21 protein-coding genes are annotated in these 21,842 nt (G+C 62.4%); 17 read left to right on the forward strand and 4 right to left on the reverse strand.

The annotated features are described in order from the left end of the window. Window positions 1-4: 4 nt before the first annotated feature. Together fliO and sctU are read right to left on the reverse strand one after the other, a co-directional pair. Window positions 5-445, reverse strand: coding sequence for a flagellar biosynthetic protein FliO (fliO, locus tag CLU88_RS15255; protein ID WP_099657316.1), 441 nt, complete (start codon window positions 443-445; stop codon window positions 5-7). Then, window positions 442-1,716, reverse strand: a complete 1,275-nt coding sequence (gene sctU, locus CLU88_RS15260) for a type III secretion system export apparatus subunit SctU (RefSeq protein ID WP_099657317.1) — start codon at window positions 1,714-1,716, stop codon at window positions 442-444. The genes fliO and sctU overlap by 4 nt, the downstream gene beginning before the upstream one ends. Before the next feature lie 647 nt (window positions 1,717-2,363). On the opposite strand from sctU, the gene CLU88_RS15265 reads away from it, so the two are divergent. The 17 genes from CLU88_RS15265 to CLU88_RS15355 all read left to right on the forward strand — a co-directional run bounded on the left by CLU88_RS15265 (window position 2,364) and on the right by CLU88_RS15355 (window position 19,830). Further along, entirely contained in the window at window positions 2,364-2,969 is a 606-nt protein-coding gene (locus tag CLU88_RS15265) for a lytic transglycosylase domain-containing protein (protein ID WP_099658919.1), read from the forward strand. 80 nt (window positions 2,970-3,049) lie between these two features. Then, window positions 3,050-5,011 (forward strand): FHIPEP family type III secretion protein, encoded by a 1,962-nt coding sequence (locus tag CLU88_RS15270; protein ID WP_233205484.1) that lies wholly within the window; start codon window positions 3,050-3,052, stop codon window positions 5,009-5,011. A gap of 48 nt (window positions 5,012-5,059) precedes the next feature. After that, a complete protein-coding gene (gene sctC / locus CLU88_RS15275) occupies window positions 5,060-6,997 on the forward strand; it encodes a type III secretion system outer membrane ring subunit SctC (protein ID WP_099657319.1) in 1,938 nt (645 codons plus the stop codon). Window positions 6,998-7,034: 37 nt separating this feature from the next. Further along, the gene (locus tag CLU88_RS15280) at window positions 7,035-8,177 is read left to right on the forward strand and encodes a hypothetical protein (protein ID WP_143226013.1); all 1,143 of its coding nucleotides are present in this window, start codon (window positions 7,035-7,037) and stop codon (window positions 8,175-8,177) included. A gap of 105 nt (window positions 8,178-8,282) precedes the next feature. Beyond that, window positions 8,283-8,585 carry a hypothetical protein gene (locus CLU88_RS15285; protein ID WP_099657321.1) on the forward strand — a complete coding sequence of 101 codons (303 nt, stop codon included), beginning with the start codon at window positions 8,283-8,285 and terminating at the stop codon, window positions 8,583-8,585. A gap of 15 nt (window positions 8,586-8,600) precedes the next feature. Further along, the gene (locus CLU88_RS15290) at window positions 8,601-9,017 is read left to right on the forward strand and encodes a hypothetical protein (RefSeq protein WP_233205485.1); all 417 of its coding nucleotides are present in this window, start codon (window positions 8,601-8,603) and stop codon (window positions 9,015-9,017) included. 18 nt (window positions 9,018-9,035) lie between these two features. Then, the gene (gene sctJ, locus CLU88_RS15295) at window positions 9,036-9,911 is read left to right on the forward strand and encodes a type III secretion system inner membrane ring lipoprotein SctJ (protein WP_099657323.1); all 876 of its coding nucleotides are present in this window, start codon (window positions 9,036-9,038) and stop codon (window positions 9,909-9,911) included. 650 nt (window positions 9,912-10,561) lie between these two features. After that, window positions 10,562-11,212, forward strand: a complete 651-nt coding sequence (locus CLU88_RS15305; protein ID WP_099657325.1) for a FliH/SctL family protein — start codon at window positions 10,562-10,564, stop codon at window positions 11,210-11,212. Window positions 11,213-11,240: 28 nt separating this feature from the next. Then, entirely contained in the window at window positions 11,241-12,578 is a 1,338-nt protein-coding gene (locus tag CLU88_RS15310) for a FliI/YscN family ATPase (protein WP_099657326.1), read from the forward strand. Between the two features lie 114 nt (window positions 12,579-12,692). Then, the gene (locus tag CLU88_RS15315) at window positions 12,693-13,175 is read left to right on the forward strand and encodes a hypothetical protein (protein WP_099657327.1); all 483 of its coding nucleotides are present in this window, start codon (window positions 12,693-12,695) and stop codon (window positions 13,173-13,175) included. Between the two features lie 12 nt (window positions 13,176-13,187). Further along, on the forward strand, window positions 13,188-13,790 hold the full coding sequence (locus tag CLU88_RS22835; protein ID WP_143226014.1) for a hypothetical protein: 603 nt from the start codon (window positions 13,188-13,190) through the stop codon (window positions 13,788-13,790). A 937-nt stretch (window positions 13,791-14,727) separates the two neighbouring features. Beyond that, window positions 14,728-15,375, forward strand: a complete 648-nt coding sequence (gene sctR / locus CLU88_RS15325; RefSeq protein WP_099657329.1) for a type III secretion system export apparatus subunit SctR — start codon at window positions 14,728-14,730, stop codon at window positions 15,373-15,375. 45 nt (window positions 15,376-15,420) lie between these two features. Further along, the gene (gene sctS / locus CLU88_RS15330) at window positions 15,421-15,693 is read left to right on the forward strand and encodes a type III secretion system export apparatus subunit SctS (protein WP_099657330.1); all 273 of its coding nucleotides are present in this window, start codon (window positions 15,421-15,423) and stop codon (window positions 15,691-15,693) included. Window positions 15,694-15,705: 12 nt separating this feature from the next. Next, window positions 15,706-16,503 carry a type III secretion system export apparatus subunit SctT gene (sctT, locus tag CLU88_RS15335; protein WP_099657331.1) on the forward strand — a complete coding sequence of 266 codons (798 nt, stop codon included), beginning with the start codon at window positions 15,706-15,708 and terminating at the stop codon, window positions 16,501-16,503. Between the two features lie 375 nt (window positions 16,504-16,878). Further along, entirely contained in the window at window positions 16,879-17,571 is a 693-nt protein-coding gene (locus tag CLU88_RS15345) for a hypothetical protein (RefSeq protein ID WP_099657333.1), read from the forward strand. Between the two features lie 74 nt (window positions 17,572-17,645). Beyond that, window positions 17,646-19,109 (forward strand): hypothetical protein, encoded by a 1,464-nt coding sequence (locus CLU88_RS15350; RefSeq protein ID WP_143226015.1) that lies wholly within the window; start codon window positions 17,646-17,648, stop codon window positions 19,107-19,109. Window positions 19,110-19,146: 37 nt separating this feature from the next. Then, window positions 19,147-19,830 carry a GNAT family N-acetyltransferase gene (locus CLU88_RS15355; RefSeq protein ID WP_158235608.1) on the forward strand — a complete coding sequence of 228 codons (684 nt, stop codon included), beginning with the start codon at window positions 19,147-19,149 and terminating at the stop codon, window positions 19,828-19,830. A gap of 48 nt (window positions 19,831-19,878) precedes the next feature. Here the strand turns inward: CLU88_RS15355 and CLU88_RS15360 are convergent, their stop codons facing one another. Beyond that, the gene (locus tag CLU88_RS15360) at window positions 19,879-20,577 is read right to left on the reverse strand and encodes a DUF6683 family protein (RefSeq protein WP_143226016.1); all 699 of its coding nucleotides are present in this window, start codon (window positions 20,575-20,577) and stop codon (window positions 19,879-19,881) included. 236 nt (window positions 20,578-20,813) lie between these two features. Next, entirely contained in the window at window positions 20,814-21,545 is a 732-nt protein-coding gene (locus CLU88_RS15365; protein WP_143226017.1) for a hypothetical protein, read from the reverse strand. Window positions 21,546-21,842 lie beyond the last annotated feature (297 nt).

Below are 21,842 nucleotides of genomic sequence, written 5' to 3' on the forward strand. Positions count from 1 at the left end.
AGCGTTAGCTGTCCGTTGGACTGGCGCTAGTCGACTGGTGTGGGCGCTTGTCCAGCAGTTGAACCTGCGAAGGGGTGACGCCGAGCAGGTACTCTTGGTCACCGCTGCGCACGACAAGCACCCGTTCGCGTCCACCCAGTGACAGGTGCTGAACGATTTGCAGCGGGGATGTTGTTTGACCCGAGCGCAAGGTACTGGCCCGGTGCAGCAGTTTCAAGAACAGCCATGCCAGGGCGAGCACAAACGCCAGCGCCAGTGCACTGCCCAGCACGCTTGCCAGAGGGCCAGAAGATATTGGGGTGCCTGCGTCTGGTGTCGATGTTGTCGCCGTGAGGGCCTGGGTGGGTGTGGAGGGGGCGACCGTGGCGTTTGCCACATCGCCTGCACCGTTGTTTGGGTTTTGGGGGGAGGCTGGGGATGCGTCGTGTCTTGGCGTTGTGGTCATGGCTGTGACGAGGATGGGTTGTGCTGCCGCCAGCGCCGAGGGACGTAGCGGGAGAAATGGTGTTTGCGCCAGCGCGCGCCTTTGGCGGTCTGGCTCTCGGTGTTTGCGGTTGCAGGGCCGTAGCGGGTGAGGTCTTCGCCGGGGGCGGGGCGCTTGGCTGCACGCGGGCCTGTATTCGGTGTCGCGTTGTTTGCGCGTTCTTGTGCCAGCTCCAGCTCGTGGCGCACGTCCTGGGCCCACAGGACCACGGTGGCGATGATGTCGAACAGCTCGGCTGGCACGATGTCACCGGTTTCTGTGTCTGCGAGCAGTTGCCTCGCCAGTTCGATGTTGCGCAGCACCGGCACGCCCGCTTCCTGTGCCGCCTCGCGCATGGCCAGGGCGTCGTCGTCCTGGGCCTTGGCCGTCACGGTGGGCACGGGGCAGCGATCGCGGTGGTAGTCAATGGCAATCGCCACGTGGGTGGGGTTGACGACCAACACGTGTGCGCCAGCGGCGGCCTTGTTGGCGCTTTGTTGGGCCCACTCTTGCTGCAACTGCTTGCGTTGGCCTTTGAGGTGGGGGTCGCCTTCGGCATCTTTCATTTCCTGGCGGATGTCCCGCATGCTCATGCGCATTTTTTTCGTGAAGGTGTAGCGCTGCCAGGCCAGGTCCAGCGCGGACACCAGCAGGAACGAACCGTTGGCCCAGGCCAGGAGTGTCCAGCTGGCGTGCCAGAGCGCTGAGCCCACGGTTTCAGGTCGGCTGTTGGCGAGCAGGGGCAGGTCCGGTAGCAAGGTCTTCAGTGCCAGCCAGGCAATGGTGCCAACCAGGGCCGTCTTGAGGATGGACTTGAGCAGCTCGACGAGGTTGTCGAGAGAGAACATGCGCTTGAGCCCGCTGGCGGGGTTCAGGTGCTCTGCCTTGGGTTTGATTTTCTCCATCGTCAACACCGGGCCAGCTTGCAGAAACTCGACCAGCACTCCCACCACGGCAACCGGCACGATGACCAGCGCAACGATGGACAGCAGTGTGACCAGTGCCTGTTGCACCAAGCGGGGCATGGCGGTGGCAAAGGGTTCTTGCAGTGCGCTCAGGCTGATGTCGATGAGCGCAGTCAGCTGTTGGCCGATGAGCGGAAGTGCCACCGTGGCCAGCAAAAGCACGGTCAACAGAGTTGCCGTGGCAGTGAGGTCTTTGCTTTTTGAAACCTCTCCCTTTTTGCGTGCGTCCTGCAGCTTCTTGGGGGTGGGTTTTTCTGTCTTGTCGCCACTGTCGTCAGTACCTGCCATGGCTGTTGTGTCCTCTTGGAGGGTCGATAGGAAGGTTGATAAATCCGGTACATGAGGGGCTGCCTGCGCGCCAGCCAAGACCATGGGATGCCCCCCTGCGGCGATGCTTGCGTCGTGCTTTTTGGGGGGCGACGGCTTGGCGATGCTGTTCTGCGAGGCCCCTTCGCCTGAAGGTGTCCAGAAGTGTCGGGGAGTCTGACTGGAACGACGGGGATGTTGAAACAAGGTGCAAGCACAAATGCGACAGCACCATTGTGGTGCGAATGCATTTGTGTTTCGTTGCTGACAAATGGATACGGGATGCGGCACGTTTTGCCACAAATTCGACAAGTTGTACGCAAACACTTGCGTGTCTGTACCTATTCCAAAAAGAAATGCCTCCCGTGCGTCACCCTTTGTTTCATCACGTCTCCAGTGCCGCGCTGCGCATGGCTTGCCGACGCTGGGTGGCCCCCTGGGGTTTGCTGGGGGCGGCGTTCGCCAGCGTTGCCTGCGCCGGGGGCGCAGAGGCTGTCCTGGCAGCACCAGTGGCATGTGCCGCAGGGTGGGACCAACTGCTCACCCCTGCTGAGCGTGAAGAGCAGGTGCGTTTACGGGGGTGCCAGGCGGCTTCGGGCAAGGCAGGTCGGCCTGTGCTGGCAGCGCAGATGGGGGTGTACAGACACTCTTCGTCGCGTCTGCTGAATGCGGGCATTGTGAGCACGCCGCGGCCTGGTGCGCGCGCTGCGCAGCAGCGCCCAGATTCCAAGTCGCAGCCTTCGGTGCGCGCCAGTGAGTCCCTGCAAGTGCGTACCCGTGGGCCTGCAGGCCTTGCGCCACTGGTTGACCACGCAGCGCGCGAGCACGATATCGACCCGCTGCTACTGCATTCGATTGCACGGGTTGAGTCACGGCACCAGCCTGACGCCGTATCACCCGCTGGAGCCCGAGGGCTGATGCAAGTGATCCTGCCGACAGCCCGCAGGTTTGGCGTAGAGGGGGCCGACCAGTTGCATGACCCGCAGACCAATCTGCAGGTGAGCGCCAGATACCTCAAGACCCTGCAGCAACGGTTCGGCAATGACCTGGAACTGGTGCTGGCCGCCTACAACGCGGGCGAGGGGGCCGTTGAAAAGCACGGACGCCGTATCCCTCCGTATCGTGAAACACAGGAATACGTGCGAAAGGTGCTGGCGGAGTACGCTGTGTTGCGCAACGTCAGTCGCAGTCAGGTCGGGTTGGCTGCAGCGATCTCCGAGAAAGGCTCGCTGTGAGCCTTGCGAGCTATTTCAGGTCGGCTGCACGGGTCGATCACCGAGGGGGTGGCTTAGCGCGTTACACCGACATCGTTTTGGTGGCGGGCATTGTTGCCATCATCGCGCTGATGATCGTGCCCCTGCCTACCTGGGCGCTGGATACGCTGGTGGCCGTCAACATCTCTGGTGGCGTGTTGCTGCTGCTGCTGGCCATCTATGTGGCCAATCCGCTGGAGTTCTCGGTGTTCCCGAGCGTGCTCCTCATCAGCACCTTGTTTCGGCTGTCGCTGTCGATTGCGACGACGCGCATGATCTTGCTGCATGGCGAAGCGGGGCACATCATCGACACCTTCGGCAACATGGTGGCTGGTGGCAATCTGGTTGTGGGTCTTGTGGTCTTTCTGATCATCACGGTGGTGCAGTTCATCGTGATTGCCAAAGGCTCTGAGCGCGTAGCGGAGGTGGCCGCTCGGTTCTCCCTCGATGCCATGCCTGGCAAACAGATGTCGATCGATTCGGATCTGCGATCCGGCCTGATTGACAAAGATGAGGCGCGTCGCCGGCGGCGGCAGTTGGAAAGCGAAAGCAAGCTCAACGGCAGCCTGGATGGTGCGATGAAGTTCGTTAAGGGCGATGCCATCGCCGGCATCATCATCATCATCATCAATCTGCTCGGTGGTCTTGCTGTGGGTGTGTTGCAGCAAGGCATGCCCATGTCGGCGGCAGCCATCAAGTACTGCATCTTGGCCATCGGTGATGGCATGGTGACGCAGATTCCTGCACTGTTGGGTGCCATGTCGGCAGGCTTGCTGGTGACGCGCACGACCGATGATGAGCACGACAAGCATTTGGGCGACGCCATTGGGCGGCAACTCACCGCCAAGCCACGTGTACTGTTGGTTGCGGGTGGCTTGTGTTTGCTGTTTGCTGCGGTGCCGGGGTTTCCTGCGGTGGTGTTTGGCTTACTGGGCATGGCCTTCTTTGTCACAGGGGCGATGCTGACCCCGGCCTTGCGTGAGCGCTGGGATCGCTGGGTTGGCCCGAAGGTGGTGGCGGTTCGCCGACGGGCAGCTGATGCTCCTGATTTGATGTCCACCGACGCCATTCCCGCACGCCCTAACGTACCGCTGCTGCTGGAGTTGCCGTCTGGCCGCCTCACGGCAGAAGCCAGCCGCGAGCTTTTGCATGGCCTGGAAGGTGTGTTGGATCACTTTCAACTGCACCTGGGGCTGCGATTGCCCCGCATTGACGTTCATGTCGTGCAAGGCCCCAACGGCCCAGGGACACCCTCTGGCGAGCAGGGCGCGCTGGCTTTGGAAAACCTGGGTGCGCAGGCTCCGTGGCGGCTGATGGTGCATGAGGTTCCCGTCGCCCAGGGCGCCATGGTGTCCGAGGGTGCGCCTGCCGCACTGTCTATGGCCGTGCGCGAGGCGCTGCGCCGCAATGCTTCGCTTTTTCTGGGAACCCAGGAAACCAACCATTTGCTCACACGCGCCAGTGTGGATCTCCCCGACGTGGTGAAGGAAACCTTGCGAGCCTTGCCGTTGGCCCGCGTCGCAGAGATTCTTCGGCGTTTGGTGGAGGAAGAGGTGGCCATTCGCAATCTGCGGGACATTCTCGAAACCCTGTCCGATGCTGCCCAGCGGGAAAAAGACGTCTTTGCATTGACCGAGTTGGTGCGTATTGGTCTCAAGCGCCAGCTGTGCTACCGGTATGCGCCTGCTGGACGGCTGAATGCCTTGCTGATCGATCCGTCTATCGAGGAAATGCTGCGCGGTGCCGTGCGTGTCAATGGCGGAGTGCAGCAGCTGGCGTTGGACCCTGCCCAGACCACGCAACTGATTCAGAAATTCACAGAGGCCGTTGGCCGTCACCAGCCTGCGGCCATCGTCACAGCGGTGGACATCCGGCGACATGTTCGCAAGCTGATTGAGGTGGAGTGCTTTGACACGCCAGTCCTCAGCTACCACGAGTTGATCCCGACCTTGCATTTGGGCGTGCTGGCCCATGTCGGAAAAGACGATGCGCCCATGCTGGAGGCCGCGTCACAAGAGAAGTAGCCAGCGATACGCCGGCTGTGTGTTTGACCTTTCCATTGATATAAAAAAATGAGTTCTGATCTGGGAGTGAAAAAGAGTGCAGAAGTGCGAAAGCACTTGGCGCATGGCACCGCTGTACCGCTTGAGCGCGGCTGGCGCATGTGGGTGGCCGGTTGTGCCTTGGGGTTGGCGCTGAGCGCTGGGGCCGTGCATGCTACCCCCATTCCTTTTGAAGACCGGCAGGTTGACATGACGGTGCGCGAGCAGCCGATCGCCGCATTCCTCCAGGACTTTTTCGGCACCATGGATGTGCCCGTCTCTGTCAGCTCCAACGTCAAAGGTGCCGTCAATGGCGTGTTTCGAGGGCCTACCGAGCGCGTTTTTTCCAACATCCAAAAATCCTTTGGCTTGATGGCTTACTACGATGGTTCGGTGGTGCACATCTACACACCCAACGAAGTCACCACGCGCACTTTTGCGATGCGCCAGGGCGATGCACGGCAGGTGATCAGCACTGCCCGAGACATGCAGGTCATGGATTCACGCAATACCCTGCGGGTCAGTCAGAGTGGTGGATTGATTGCCAGTGGCAACCGCCGGTTTGTCGAACTGGTGGGAGAGTTGGCCTCGGGCCAGCAAAGCCAGTCCACTACGCTGGCGCCCGTGGGCTTCAAGGTGTACTACCTGAAATACGCTTGGGCGCAGGATGTGAGTGCGCAGTACGGTGGCACTGTGACTGTGATTCCCGGCGTGGCCAGCATTTTGCGGTCGCTGTTGACCGCGCAGAGGGGCAATCCGTCGCCAGCGTTAACCCAGTATCGGGGCGCTTCGGAGCCTGGCCTGCGTGGGCAGGGCTTGGCGCGCCAGGGAACGCTGGGGGCCTCGGGCGCCAATCCCATGCTGGCCACCGCAGAAACGGTGCAGCAAGCCTGGGGTAACCGCCCTGGTGGCGTTCAGGTCGCTAGTGTGGATGCCTCCCTGCTCGACGGTCTGGGCGCCTCGTCGGCTGCCAATCAGGCCCGAGTTGAGGCCGATGTCCGTTTGAATGCGGTGATCGTGCGCGATCTGCCTGAGCGTTTGCCTTACTACGATGAGCTCATTAAGTCCCTGGACATCGAGCCTCAGGCGCTGGAGATCGAGGCCACCATCATCGATCTGAGTACCGACAAACTGCGTGAGCTGGGAATCAACTGGCGATTGACAGGCGATCGCTACTCCTTCTTGTTTGGCAATGGAACGAGCAGCGACAACAGCCTTCTGGGATCCACGCCTGTGCAAAACATCACTCCGGCAGGGCAGGGTGGCTTCATGTCGTTGGTGCTGGGTGGGCGCAATAACTTTGCAGCCCGCATCAATGCGCTGCAGAACAAGGGCGTGGCGCGTGTCGTCTCCAGCCCGCAGGTCATGACGCTGTCCAACGTCGAAGCACTGTTCGACACCAACAAGAGCTTCTATGTGCGTGTGGCAGGTCGCGAACAGGTGGATCTGTACAAGGTCTCTGCCGGCACTTCGCTGCGTGTGACGCCCCATGTCTTCCAGGACGGCTCTGATGTCCGCATCAAGCTGCTCGTCCAGATCGAAGACGGTGGCATCAGTGGCGCTAGCCAAGTCGATTCGATCCCGATTGTCGAACGCTCTTCCATCAACACCCAGGCCCTGATTGTGGCGGGGGAGAGTTTGCTGATTGGCGGCATGGTCAAAGAGTCCACCAGCGAGGGCGTGTCAAAGGTCCCCTTACTGGGCGACATTCCTTTGGCGGGTAGCTTGTTTCGCTCCAACACCGATCAGCATGAACGCGTGGAGCGATTGTTCCTGATCTCGCCGCGCCTGATCCCTGCGCGCCGATCGATGAGTGCCAGTGCCCCGATGGGCCCGCTGCGTCCGGGCGGTGCCGTTGCAGCACCGCCCGTCCCGGCCATGGAAGAGCCGTCCCCGCCCGCCCGCCCCGTTGAGCCGGTCAATCCGAGCACGGGTCTGCAGCAGGGCTGGGGTGAGCAATCACAGTGATCACCGCCCGAAAGTCTGGGTCCAGGAGTCCCGTGGAATGAACACAGAACCTTTGTACGAACTTCGTGTATTGAGTGGCGAGCAGCGAGGCGCTTCATCGGTAATGCAGCCGGGTCAGACGCTGCGTATCGGCCGCGACTGGTCTAGCGAAGTGGTGCTGCAACAGGCGCAGGGCAGTGCCGTCCTCTCGTTCTCGGCTGAAGATGGCCTGGTGCTTCAGGCTGAGCAGGGCGACTGCACCGTGGCCGACCACGCTTTGCTGCCCGGAGGGCGTAATGGGTTGGCTCTGTACGTCCCCTTTTCGGTGGGTGGGGTGCGCATGGCCGTTGGGAAGATGGGAGCATCCCAATGGGCTGGCCTGTTCGACGGAAACGTTGCGCCCCAGGCGCAGGAGACGGTGCAAAACGAGAGCACCCATGCTGAAGAAGTCCAGCCCCCTGAGGCGGCCCCTGCCGCGACTTCCTCAGGGGAAAAAATGGCACCACTGCCACGGCGCAGCTGGACGTCCCGTCTCATGCTGGCTGGAACCGCTCTGGTCGGTGTCTCCGTTTGTACGTTGACGCTGGCTTGGGCGATGGGGCCTTCTACGCTCAGCCCTCAAGAGCAGGCGGTGAACATTCGCCAGACCCTCTCGCACCTCGGCCTGACAGCCCTGAACGTGGAGTCGCGCAATGGGCAGCTTTTTGTGACCGGGCACCTGGAGTCCCAGGCAGAGCGCACAAGACTGGAAAAAGCCTTGACCGACCGGTCCCCTGCCAGGTTGTCTGTCTGGGTCAATGAACAGGTGGCGGCCAGCGTGGCCGAGGTGTATCGCCTCAACGGAGTCGCTGCTGAAGTCCGTGCCACCGGCCCCGGGGTCGTGCGTGTGCAAACCGCCATCAGCGACTCCAAACTGCTGGAGCACGTGCAGTCTGCGGCCCGGCGCGACGTTCCAGGCCTCAAACAACTGGTTGCCGCCAACGATGCGCCGCCAGCGCCTCCACCAGCGGCCTCTGGCATCAATGATCCAGGTAAGCGCGTAGCGGCCGTTGTTCCGGGGGAACCCGCTTACTTGGTCACTGTGGATGGAACCCGCTACTTCGAAGGTGCCATGTTGCCCAGTGGCCACCGCATTGTTTCCATCCTGCCAGACAAGGTCCAGATGGAGCGCGACGGTGTTGGCAGCGTGCTGGCCTTTTGAGTTGTTAGCGCCCTGCCGTATGTCTGTGCTGCAGCGCCATTTTTCCTGCATTTCAACGTTCCAAGCTGGCGATGTCCGCCAGCGTTTCCTTGAAGGAGTCAACGCATGAGCAATTCCATCAACCCACTGGCCATGATGGCCACCACCGGCATGACCGGCACCCAAAGCCGCAGCGGCAAGGGGTCAAGCTGGTACGAAGTCATGGCCGATGCCTGGGGCAAGACACTGGATGCAAAGGCCAGTGAAATTGAAGCCGCTGGCGATGCGCTGGCCGATGGCAACGACAAGCCTGCCCACATCACCCACATGACGATGCTGGCACAGCAAATGGGATTCATGTCCAACAGCGCGCACACCTCGCTGCAGTCTGTTGGCACGGCCCTGGAAACCATGGCGCGCAAGCAGTGATGTGGCGGTGAACTGATGAACTCCACCCTATCCATGGGCCTTGGCGCCCCAGGTGCTGACACTTCCGCCTTGCTCGGCAGTGGCGGCGTCCACGCGGGCTACGGCATTTCGCTTACCGATATGTCCGGCTTTCATGAGGCCTTGGCGCGAGCCCAAGCCGGTGGCTTCAGCACCCTCAATGCCCAGCCTGTGTCTGCGCCGGGCGAGGAAATGCAAGCATTGTTCAAGCCGCTGGAGCACATCAATGCCGAGGCTGTCTCGCTAGAGGAGCATGCTCAGGCCGCCATGGCCGCAGGCAACGATATGACCCCCGGAGAAATGGTCATGCTGACCGTGCGGGCTCAAGAGTTCTTGTTCCACAGCCAGCTCACCGCCAACATTGCCAACCGTACATCGGATGGTCTGCAGCAATTGTTCAGGCAACAGGCTTGAGTGGCCAGAGTCCTTCGAATGAGACCGCTTTCCCCCGCAGGATCGAGTGTGAGAACTTTCCGCCTATGGCGTTCCGTCGCCCCTGTCTTGCTCATTTGCCTGAGCGCTTGTTCGCAGCAGGATCTCTATGGTCAATTGAGTGAGCGACAGGCCAACGAAATGGTTGCCGTGCTGCGCAATGCCGGTCTCCAGGCCGACAAAGCGGCATCACGTGACGGCAAAGCCTTTGTCGTGAGTACCCGTTCCAGCGACTTTTCCCGAGCGGTTGAAGTTTTGCAGGCAGGTGGCTTTCCCAAGGAGTCGTTTGACACCATTGGCCAGGTTTTCAAGAAAGAAGGCTTTGTGTCTTCGGCACTGGAAGAGCGCGCCCGCTTCACCCATGCTCTTTCGCAGGAGCTGTCGAATACGCTTTCCAATATCGACGGTGTGGTGCAAGCCCGAGTGCATGTGTCAGTGCCAGAGAAAAATCCGCTGTCTGACAAGCCGCAACACTCGACAGCATCGGTGTTCATCAAGCATCGGCCTGGTGTGGACCTGAGCCAGCAGACGGGCAAGATCAAGGCGTTGGTTGTCAATGCCATGGAAGGGCTGCCTTATGACAACGTGACCGTGGCCTTGTTTCCCGCAGAACCCATTCCGCCTGCTGCGCCCCAATCGTTGGCATCTGCCCTCTGGTCCCAATATGGCAGCTTGCTGTTGTTCGTCACGGGCCTGGGTTTTCTGATTACCGGGGGCGTTGTTGTCGCCGCTTGGTGGCAACGCCGTGAGGCCGCAGTGCAGCCTTCGCCGCAGAGGGGCTTGGCATCGATGGTGGATGCCGCTGTAGCGCCATTGCGGCGTGCCAAGGCCCCTGTGGTCGAAGCGGCACCGAAGAGCATGGCCAGTGAGGCCTGAGCCTGAGTGGAAAGCATCGACCACTTGAGCGCAGCCGCTATGGCGCACGCCCCCTCGTCTGCATCGACTGATAAGGGGGGGACTGCGTTCGCCCTCGCGCAGGCGGCTGGCAATCGTCGTGCGCGGGCCGTGCTGGCAAAGGAGTTGCACGGCCTGCCATGGAGTTGGCAGCAATTGCATGAGTGCCCGCTGTGGGTTGTCTGGCCGATCGCTTCGCGCGAAGCCCTGTGTGCCCTGGCTGGCCTGGGTTGGCTCAAGTTGTCGCTGCGATCTTGCATTGATGGGCGGCAGTTGGCCCCCATCGTTGGGCTTGTGGGGCCTCAGGCGCTCAGTGCGGTCCTCAACACAGATACCCAAATTCCGGCGTTGGCTTTGGCCAGCGCCCCCAAACCCCTGCTGCCGCCGCAGCAGAGCATCGCCGCATATGTTGTGGCGTGGGGGCGGGCGTTGCTGGTGTGGGGTTGCCCGCATGCGTGTCGTGACGCCTTGGCTGGCCATCTGTCATGGGCCGATGCACCAGCGTTAGTGAATTCCATTGATGTTCACCCCGAGTGGGCACAGACTGCGCTACGGCAAGCCCATGCGACCGCAGCTGCCGCTGGGTTGGCGCCTGTCCTGCCTCAGGACCACACCTACACGACAGACACGCCATGAGCTACCAACTCACGCTGCACCACGACGCTCTCTTGTCTGTGGTCACGACATCCCGTGTGGTGCCGCCGCAAGACGTGGCTCCTCTTCAGGACGCCTTGGCGCTGCTCACCACCCTGCGGCAATTGATGGACAGCAGCAGCCAGACGGTGGCCGCTGCAGAGCTTGAGGCCAAAGAGCGTGGCTATCTCGCCGGATATGAAGCAGGCAAGGCGATCGCACTCGAAGAGTCGGCGCAAAAGTTATCCCAGTCACTGCACGATCTATCCCGGCAACTGCAAGACCAGCGCGATGAGCTGCGCGACGCATTGGTCAAATTGGCATCAGGGCTGGTGCGTTGCATGGCTGCAGAAATCGCCCCTGAGCAGGTGGTCACAGCCTTGGCCGTGCGGGCTTTGGAGCAGGTCGTTCCACCACAGCCGGTGCGACTGAGATTGCCGCCATCCCTGATGGAGGGGGTGCGTGCCCAACTGTCGCTGCGGGAATTGCCTCTGTCTGTGCAGTGTCTGCCCGACCCGACTCTGGAGGGACTGACCTGCGTGGTGGAGTCACAAGCAGGCGCCTTGCTGGCGGGACTGGATGACATGCTGGCCCATGCCACTCAGCAGCTGGAAGTGGGTCAGCGGCAGGTGCTCCTGCGGACTGAATGACCGACGTTGCAACATTGCCCTGGATGCCATGACCCTGGATACCTCCCCCCGCCCATTGCTTGATCCAGCCGTGCTGGCATCCCTCAGGTCGCTGCAGCCCGTGGCTGCGCGCGGACGCGTAGTGCAAGCCTTCGGGACCACTTTGCGAGTGAGCGGTCTGCGGGTTTCCATTGGCCAGCAGTGCCTCATACGCGACCCTGCGCAACTGCATAACCCACCCCTGCGGGCCGAGGTGGTGGGTTTGCGCGAGCACGATGCCATTCTGGTCCCTCTGGGGCACTTGCTCGGAGTGTCCATGGGGGCTGAGGTCGAGGCTTTGGACACTGGCACGTTCGTGCCTGTGGGGGATGCGTTGCTGGGGCGCGTGCTGGACGCATTTGGCAACCCCCTGGATGGGCGTCCCCTTCCTGTGGGTCTGCCGCTGCGCTCGTTTCAGTCAGATCCGCCCAACCCCCTGACCCGGCGTCCGATTGACACCCCGTTCGTGACGGGCGTACGTGCTTTGGATGGGCTACTCACAGTAGGTGAAGGCCAGCGACTGGGCGTGTTTGCCATGGCCGGTGGGGGTAAATCAACGTTGCTCGGCATGCTGGCCAAGCTTGCCCAGAGCGATGTCAATGTCATTGCGCTCATTGGCGAACGTGGCCGAGAGGTCAGTGAGTTTTTGGAGGACAGCCTTGGTGCGAAGGGCTTGGAACGTTCGGTGATTGTGGTGTCCACCTCCGACCGCCCTGCCATGGAGCGCCTGCGGGCTGCGCAAACCGCGACGGCCATCGCCGAGCATTTTCGCGAGCAGGGCAAGCGTGTGCTGCTCATGATGGACTCTGTCACGCGGTATGCCCGGGCTCTGCGCGAGATCGGACTGTCCGTCGGAGAGCCCGCCGTGCGGCGGGGCTTTCCGCCCAGCGTGTTTGCCGAGTTACCGCGCCTGTTCGAGCGTGCGGGCAACGATGCGCATGGCTCCATCACCGCTTTTTATACCGTGCTGGCAGAGGATGAAGACGGCTCCGACCCTGTGGCGGAAGAAACCCGCTCTATTTTGGATGGGCACATCGTGCTCTCCCGCCAGCTGGGGCAGGCTGGGCATTACCCGGCGATAGATGTGCTGGCCAGTGCCAGCCGCGTTTTTAACCGCGTGACCGGTCAGCCGCAGCAAGAAGCCGCCCAGCGGGTGCGCTCTCTTATGGCCAAGCACGAAGAGATCCGGTTTCTGCTCCAGGTGGGTGAGTACGCTCCGGGTAGCGACCCTTTGGCCGACGATGCCATCGCGGCGCAGCCCGCACTGCAGGCACTGCTGCGCCAGCGCCCTGACGAAGGCACGGCCTTTCAAGAAACCCTCGCTGCGCTGCAGCAGTTCTTGCACTGAGAACTGCATGACTCTTGCAATGTCTTCTCTTTCCTGCCGACTGCCCTCTTGGACTTCTGGACCTCTGGCGTGTCCTGAGATCCGATGCTGCGGTGAACACGAGAAGGCCCGTATATGACTGCGGTGAGCCATGCACAGCAATTGGCTGCAGCCAGGCAGCTGCAGCGCCTGCGTGAGCTGCGTGAGCGCAAAGCCCTGCAGGCCTACCAGCGTGCAGAACTGGACGTGCGCAATGCGCAGCAGTTGGTGCAGGAGCGTGAGGCCCAGATACGGGAGCTACAGGACCAGCGACTGGCACTGCAGCGCAGCTTGATCGGTGAATACGCCGCCCGTCTGGGCACATTGGCCGCCTACGCCAGTGCGGCGCAAGAAGTCCTCGATGACCAACTTGAGCGCTCTGAGTACGCACTGATCGACGAGGAGGAAGAGTTGTTCAATGCCCAGAACCGGTCCGGTGCTGCCCGCGACGCGTGGCTGCACGCGGTGGCTCAGCACCAGGCCTGCACCACGCTGCGGGACGATGCCCGCAAGGGCCTGCGGCGTGAGCAAGAGATGCGACTTGATCGCGAAGACCCACCCCTGCGACCAGAACCATGAGGAAACCAGGGCATGAGTGAAATCCGCCAAACCACCTCGTCCAAGGCACGAGAGGTCGCTCCATTGCAGAGTACGCCATCGGCGAACCCATGGGCACAGGCCCCAGTCCAGGCGAGACGTGACTTCGATGCTGCGATCCGACGTGTTCGCGACAGGGGGAATGATGAGCCAGAAGAGGCTGAAACGTCTGAGCACACGCCCGCCGACGCTGGCCTGCCTTTGCCCGGCCTGATGCCGTATTTGCCGCCTTTGGTGGGGCACAGCGGGCAGGCCTTGGGGGGCGATTCGGCTGGGCTGGGAGGGCACACTGCCGTCGCACAGCCCGTGCTGCCCACCAGCCCATTGCCGGATGCCATACCTACGGTTTTGCAGACCAGTGCCCTGGGCGTGGGGCAGCCACTGCGCATGCAGGTGCCGCTGGGTGGGGCTGAGGCTGCCACGCTGGCGCTGCGTTTGGCTCAAACCGGCGCGGGCCAATGGCAGTTGCGGGTGGGAGGAGACGCCGCCACCCGGCAACAACTGGCGCCCCACCTGGAACGGCTGCGTGACCGCCTGCGTGAGCGCAGTGCCGGGGGGCTGGAGGATATCGGCTTTGACGATGACATCGAGTCTTGAGCCCACGGCCATGGCGCGAGATGCCACTCCATCAGCGGTTCTGTATTTCAAGGGACATCTGGGGGCGTCAGTGGCAGGCTTGCTGCTGCCCATGGATGCCTTGGCCCTTGCCCCTGGGCCGTTGACGGGGCCGCAACTGATGTTGGAGATGGCCAAGGCCGAGCCTTTGGTCAGTGCCGTTGAGCAGTGGCAGCTAGCGCCCTGGGACTTGGCACCCGAACCACTGCCTTGCGATGCGTCTGACCCTGCCACCTGGTGCGAGGCTGTGGTGCGCGCGCCTGCGTTGGCTCCTGCAGGCACCAGGCTGAGGTTGCCTTGGTCGGCCTTGCGCACTGCTCCACCCCCATGGCTACAGGCACCTCACGTGATCTGGCCCCAAGTGGAGGCCGAGGTCTGCATTGACCATTTGCATGGCGATGAACTGGATTGCCTCCCCATCGGCAGTTTGCTTTGGCTCGCCCCCTCATTCGGCACTGACTGGCCCATCACCGTACGCGACCCTCTCCATCGGCTGGCACCTTGCAGCGGTCAATGGAGACGTGGCCAAGTGTCATTGGAGCAGCTCACGCTGGGCCCATTGTGTGCCGATACGGGGACGACGCGCGTGCCATGCACGGCGCCGCTGGACGCATCAGAGCAGGCTGATGTCGTGTTGGTAGCCCCTTTGTCTGTACCGCTGGAGCATTGGCTTGGATGGTCGCCAACAGCTACGCGGTCGGCTGCGCTGCCATTGCATCCCCAGAACCTGGCAGTGCAGGTGCGCCAAGCCGGAGCCGTGCGCGCCTCGGGCGGCCTCCTGCCATTAGGCAGAGGCCACGCTTTCAAGGTTGAAGCAGCAGCCTCTCACCCCTTCGAGCCGTCTGGCGAAACCCGCTGAAACCCAACAACAACCCGGGAGAACGGGGTGGCGGCACTGCCGCTGGCCCTCATAGAACGCATGGATCTCACACAATTTACCCCGTCATCGGCACTGATCACGGTGATCGTGGTCTCGCTGGCCCCATTCGTGGGCGTCATGGTGACATCGTTTACCAAAATCATTGTGGTGCTCAGCCTCTTGCGCAATGCCCTTGGGCTGCAACAGGTGCCGCCCAATGTCGTGCTCAACGGCATGGCGTTGGTGCTCACCATCTACGTCATGCTGCCGGTGGGCCTGGACATGGCTGAGCGTGCCCGCAGCGTCTCGAATGTGGGCAGTACCTCCGGCATGCTGGCTGTGGCCGATGCGGCCAAAGAGCCGCTGCGGGATTTCCTGATCAAGCACTCCTCGGCGCACGAACGCGCTTTTTTTCTCAAGACCGCACAGAAAAGCCTCAGCCCAGAACGTGCCGCACAACTGAGCGAACGTGACTTTGTCGTGGTTGTTCCTGCATTCACCGTGAGTGAGTTGTCGGCGGCCTTTCAGATCGGCTTTCTCATCTTCCTGCCCTTTCTCATCATTGACTTGGTCATTGCCAACATCCTCACGGCCATGGGCATGATGATGCTGTCCCCCACCACCATTTCCCTGCCGTTCAAGCTTTTGCTGTTCGTGCTGGTGGATGGTTGGGTCAAGCTCACCCATGGTCTCGTGCTGTCTTACTGACCGGTATGAGCACACCGCGCCTCTTCACCTTGCTGCAACAACGCCATGTTTGAAAGCCAGACCATCCAACTCATGTACCAGGCACTGTGGCTGGTGCTGCTGCTCTCCGCTCCCCCTGTGATGGTGGCGGCCTTGGTCGGCCTGCTTGTCGCTTTGGTGCAGGCAGCCACCCAGATTCAGGAGCAGACGCTGCAGTACGCACTCAAGTTTTTCGCCATCGTGCTCACCATCTTCATCACGGCCTCATTGCTGGGGGGCACTCTCTATCGGTTCACTGACCGCGTGATGACGGAGTTCCCCGCCCTCGTGAGGAAGTGACGCGCTCAAGCCATGGGAGACACCTTTGCCGCCATCCACAACGTCAGCGAACTTGCCATGCTGGCTGCGCTGGCCAGCGTCCGTTTTGCGATGGCGTTCTTGCTCCTGCCGGTCCTGTCGCAAGACACGGTTCCGCAGCTTGTGCGTGGCGCGGTGTTTCTGGCTTTCGGTGTCGTTACGCTGGCCATGCAGCCCGCCGTCAACGTTCTCGGTTGGAGCGTTTCCCATTGGATCGGCCTGTTCGCCAAGGAAGCCTTTCTCGGCTTGGCCTTGGGCATGCTGCTCGCTGCCGTGCTGTGGGCGTTCGCTGCTGCGGGCGAGATCGTCGATGGCGCCAGTGGGCTGTCACAGGCGCAGGTGACCGATCCCCTCTCGGGTCGCCAGACGTCACTGTCTGGGGCATTCCTAGGCCGGTTGGCGGTCTACGTGTTCATGTTTTCCGGGGGCATGATGCTGTGGATTGGCGTGCTCATGGAGAGCTTCTTGCTCTGGCCCCTCGCGCAGCAAGGACTCTCCGTGCAGCGCGGCGGTGTGGCCTTGTTCGAAAGCGCGTTTGCCCAGTTTGCGGGGCTGAGCTTTATGCTTGCCGCGCCCGCCTTGGTGGTCCTGTATGCGATTGACCTGTCCCTTGGGCTGATGAATCGCTTTGCGCCCCAGCTCAACCTGTATTCGCTGTCTACCTCGCTCAAGAGCGTGGCGGCCGTCATGGTCTGGCTCGCCATGCTCTCCACGCTCGTCAAGACGTTGCTGAACCATCTCGCGGCCTTGTTGCCCACGCTGCTACAAAAGGTCCAGGCATTGGGCGGCTGACGGAGGTGGTGGCTCCGGTGGGTTTGAAGCATTTTGTTGCAATCACCTCCGCAAAACTAGGAGCCTTCCCAATGGCGCCCAGCCAAGCACTTTTCTAAGATGGAGCCCACTGCCAACTTCAACCGTTCACAGACATGGTGACCCCGTCTTCCCTCTCGTTTCTGGCCGGCGCCTCTGGTGCGGCGCTGCGAACCCCTGAAGCGAATCTGCCTGCTTTGGGCGGGACTGACAGTGCCAGCCTGTTTGGCTTCACGGGGTCGCACAGCGAAGCCCGGGTGCTGTCGGTGCCGCCTGCCAGCGGCGAAAGTCCTGCGCAACTCCAAGCGCGCTTCGTCGATTGCCTTTTTACACGCGCCTGAGGCCGCGCTGCGGCCCATGTCGATCCAGATCCCCGGCCTTGTCCTGAAAGACCAACCCGACTGGTCTGCTGCGGCTGAAGTGCTCATCGAAGGCTGCGCCTATCTGCCGTCGCCGGAAGAGCGCGTACGTTGGATGGAACGCTTGTGCCTGTCCCTTGGTGATGCGCTGTACCCGGCCTTCCTGCAGGTGCTTTGCCGCATTGGCGAACATGGCAACCCCCAAGCCCAGAAAGTGGTGGCTGACACCCTTGTGCTGGCCTTGCAGAGCGGCCGCATGCCCTCAGGCCGCCATGCGGCCTGGGGTGCGCAGTGGGACCCTGCCAAGCGTGCTACCCGAACCATCGGGCCCATCGAATACCTGTGTGCCTGGTTCACCCAGCCGGATGGACGCGGCACCTTAGGCGCTGTGTCCTTCGATCAGGGTGCGCGTGCACTGGTGGGCCTCGTCTCGCACAGCGATGCCGCCCGTCGCCTCTATTGCGCCCAGCTGCTCAGCATTGCCGAGGACCCGCTCGAAGGCACGTGGTCCCGCAGCAGCCGCCAGGCCCTGCAGGCCATGGCCCGCAGTTGGGCCAGTGCCGATGCGGACCCTCGCCGGGCGGGTACCCAGGCGGTGGAGGCCTTTCTGGCGGCCACTCGGCAAACTGCTGGCAGCCTGGCCACCCCGCCAGCGCCCGGGGGCTGGATCCCGCCAACCTCTTGGCGTTGAGCTTGCGTGTCCAAAGCCAGCCGCCTATCTGTTGATTGCTTCGCGGTCATCCTTGGATGGCACCACGCTGCGCCATGACGACCCCGATCCAGCCAGTCACATCGGTCGCAGCGTCGGCCCCCATCGCCTGGGTTGCCCTGGCCGCAGTGGGGGACACCGCCTTTGATGTTCAGCGGGACCAACGTGAGGGGCTCGATGGAGTTCCCGATGCCGAGGCCCTCACCATCCTGCAGCAACTGCGCGGGCAGTCTCCTGCGGAGCGCAATGCCTTGGTTTCTGCCTTGAGCGAGGGGCAACTGTGTGCGCTGCGTGGCCTAGGCCCTGAAGGGCTCTCCTTCGGGGAGCAAGGCGAACTCTTTGACTTGCTAGCGAGCAGTCTGGACGGATATAACCTGGCGCGTGTCGGCGCCGTCTACTTGCATTCGGCTGCTGCCAGCCTGTGGGGCGATAGCCTTTGCCGACGGGCCAGTGCAGATACAACGCTGGCATTTTTGAAGACCTGGGCTCCGCGCATTGAAGCCGCACCGTCCAGCATGGAGGTCGCCGCGGTGGGTGGGGACACGGTCTCCTCCGCAGTCTCCTTGCTCGCAGCCCAAGCCCTGGCGGGCTTGGCAAACCACACCCGCCAGGTGGATGAAGTGCTGCAACTGCTCGCGCCCCACCCCAGCGAAGCGGGGCGCTTGCAGTCCGTGGTCGGCGCGGCCCAGCAAATGCATGTCAGCGTGCCAGCCTGCCCGTGGGGCGGTGTTACCACCGTCACCTGCCATCCAGAGCCTTTGCTCCGGCTCATCGATGCCAGCGCCTGCGCCACCAGTCGCTGTGCCAAAGCCAGCGTGTTCGAGTGGTCTGCCCAGTTGCTCGGCAAGATGGCTGTGGGCCGCAGCGCAGTGCCCGGGCTAGTGGCCCGCCAAGGAATCAATGCCGCTTTGGCGCAGTCCCTGACCCGCCTGGTTTGCAGCGACACGGCAGGTATTCTGGGGGCGCTGGAAACCCACCACGGTGGCGGGCACGGCCTGGCCGCCTATGTGCGAGAGATGGTCCACCAGGGCCGTACCAACGAGTTGCGGGTCATGACCGAACAGCTGCGCTGTAGCCACGATGCCTGCGAAGACCCCGTCCGGCATTTCAACCAGCACGACGCACAGGGGCGATACCGCCACGCGGCTACTCTGGGCTACTACGTGGGTGCGGTGCAAGCCGCTTGCCAGGTGTTCTCTTCAGAGATGGCGCCGTGGGCCCATCCTCTGGCTGCCATCTTTGCGGGGGGGCTGTCGGGTGGCCAAGGCATGGAGGGCAAGCTCTGGCTCTCCGGTGGCGCGGTCCGTGCGCTCCAACGCGTGGCAGCGTCTCCACCCTTGGCGTTGGGTGCTCCAATCGTTGAACGGCTCACCCGTGCGCTGAAGGCAGGCCCTCAGGACGACGCCGTTACCGCACTGGTCTTGCCCCATGCTGCTGAAGGCGCCCCTGTGGAAAAGAAAGAGGCCGCGATCGCCTGCGTTGCAGCCATGCGTCGCGTGATCAATGCCCATGGGCTGTGAGCGAAATGCCGTTCACCCAGTCTCTCTGTGCTCTGCGATGACCGATTCGACCCCCTACCTGTACCAGGGCGCGCGGCTGCGTCTTCGCGAATTTGGCTGGCGCGATGTGCATGCGCTGGTCCAGATGCACCGCGATCCGCGTGTGCGTGCCCACCTGGCAGACGACGTTCCGCTCGATGACGCCCGTGTGGCCCACCAGTTTGTGGAGAACATGCAGCAGTTCTACCGCCTGCATGAAGGCACCGGCATCTGGTGCGCTGAGCGTGCCCACCCTCCCGAGGCCGAGGTGCTTGCCGATGCCCTGCGGGCCCACGCCTGTGGCGAGATCGATGCCGTATTTTTGGACGCCTTGGTGCAGCCTCGGTGGTCCTTTTGCGGATGGTTCAGCTTGGTGCACCTCAGCGATGACCTGCACACCTTGGAAATCGGCGCCCGGCTCACCCCCCAGGCTTGGGGTGGAACGCTCGCTCTCGATGGGGGAGAGTGGCTGCTGGAGCACGCCTTGCGCACGTTGGGCCGATCCCATGTCCTGGGCCATTGCAGCCCTACCAATCGCTCCGCAGCCCATTGCCTGCAGGTGCTGGGGTTTCAGCCGCAGGGGCTCGCGCCGTACAACGGGGGGCAAGCCCTGCGCTTTGGCCTGTGCCAAAACGGCTGGGCTGCCTGGCATGCCCAGCCGCGCCGTGAACGCCAGCGCGCTGTGCTGAGCGCTGGCCGGTGAGGCCCCGCTGCTGCGCGGTTGGCCGCTGGAGACAAGAAAGCCGTGTAATTACACGATGCGCATGCCCGATGATGTGATGCGCAGGCGACTGGCGTCCACCTTCAAAAATCCCTCGATCATCTGCCTGCCTAGTTGGCGCATCTGAGCCTCCAGCGCTGGGTCGGGCTGCCGCTGCAGTTGCACCTGGGTCGTTGCCATCAGCATGCCCAACATCACCATCACGTCGTACATGCGCTGCTTTTCGGAATCGCTCATGCGGGTGAAATCGCTTTGGCTCGCCAGCGCATGCCTGAACTGATCCGCCATGGGCCTCACGTAGCTGTTGCTCAGGTTGTGGTTGTTGTAGGCCATGTAGGCGCCAGCAAGAAACGAGGCAATCCCGGTGGCCACATCGTTCGTGGGTACCCCCAATTGGCGCGCCACCTGCGGGTAGCTGTTGTGCAAATCCAGAAAGCCTTGGCGCATTTGGGGGCGCTGAGAAGGTGGGTAAAAACCGACCAGTGTGTCCAGGCCTGCTGTGCTGTAAGAGCGCGTGAAACGCGTGCGTGCCAGGGCCGTCCTGGGGGCTGTGTTGTACATGCCCCCTCGGCTGGCCCGCGCGGCGCGCTGCACTTGCTCGTTGAGGATGTAGTGCCCCGCGCCAATGGACAGGTTCATTGCTCCATCCGCGCTCATCCAGGCGCTGGCCGGAGACATCGTGGAAAACACAACCGCCGCGGCGATACACAGGTGTTTGAAGGCTTTCATGGAGGTGGTGCTGTGAACGCTGGTAATTCAATCAGGGAATGAGGCATTGGCGAACCCGTGCGCTGGCCTCACAGTGCCGCCGCATCGTATCGGGCGTTTGCAATAAAAACGGGCCGCAGAACGGCCCGTTTCCATTGTTGCAACTGGCGATGATTGCCAGGAAGTGGCTGGGGCTGGGGCCGGAGCGGGCTGCATGGCCTGCCCCAACCCAGCCACCTGCTGCCTCTTACCTCCCCTTACTGCTTGCGCGCCATGCTGCTCATGCCTTCGCCCAGCGACTTCAGCGCCGTGTTGAACGCATCCGTGAGCAGCTTGAACTCCTGGCTCACCGCCTGGAACTCCGCATTCGTCGCCTGCATCTCCTTGGCCTGGTCTTGTTCGCTGCCGCCCGAGTTCTCCTTGAGCTTGTTGGACAGCTCCACCATCTTGGAGGCCTTGTTGCCCATGGCCTCTCCCATGGCCTGTGCAATCGCCTGCAGCCAGCTCTTGGCACCTGTCTTGCCACCGCCGCCGCATTCCTTGCCCATGTCCGAGGTGCCTTCCGTCATCTGGCGGCGCACGCTGTCCACGATTTGCTTGGCAATGTCGTCCACTGCGCTTTGGATGCCCCCACCTGCGGCGTCCGAGATCGCTTCGTCTGCGCCTTCGCTGGGCTTGTGGCAGTCTTGCAGCACTTTCTCAATGGCCTGGCTGATGGCGTCCTGCAGGAATTTGGGCATGCCGTCTTCGCGCTGCAGGGTTTGCGTGGCCTGCTGGGCGCCGCCGCCCATGATGGTGCTGACCAAGTTGGTGGTGGCGTTGAGGATGTTCACGGGCGAGAAGCCTTCCAATGTCTTGCCCATGTCCGAGCCGCCCAGCAGCCCGCTGACCATGCCACCCAGGAACTGGGAGCCGATTCCGCCGAGCAAGCCGCCCATGCCGCCACCACCCATCAATGCGGAACCCACTACGCCTACTGCTGCACCCATGTTCAACTCCTTCAATTGGTTTGGCTCTGTGGCCGTGATCGGTTTCTGTCCTTGCCTGGACCCGCTGGAGCCGGTGATGCACTGGGGCCTGCGGGCCATTGCGCGGGGCGGCTGCTGCTCGCGGCGACCCTGTGCAATGGACATGATTGAATCGGCTTTGCCCCGCCAAAGCTATACAGGCGATTCCCAGCTAGGAATCGCCCTAGCTGGGAAGAACACCTATGCCGAACCGTTCACAAGGAGCAGGTGTTGAACTGGTTTGCTATTAAATAAATAGCTGCTTGCGCTTTATAAATG

Origin of the sequence: Acidovorax sp. 56 (assembly GCF_002749705.1) — a bacterium.
Taxonomy (GTDB): domain Bacteria; phylum Pseudomonadota; class Gammaproteobacteria; order Burkholderiales; family Burkholderiaceae_C; genus Acidovorax.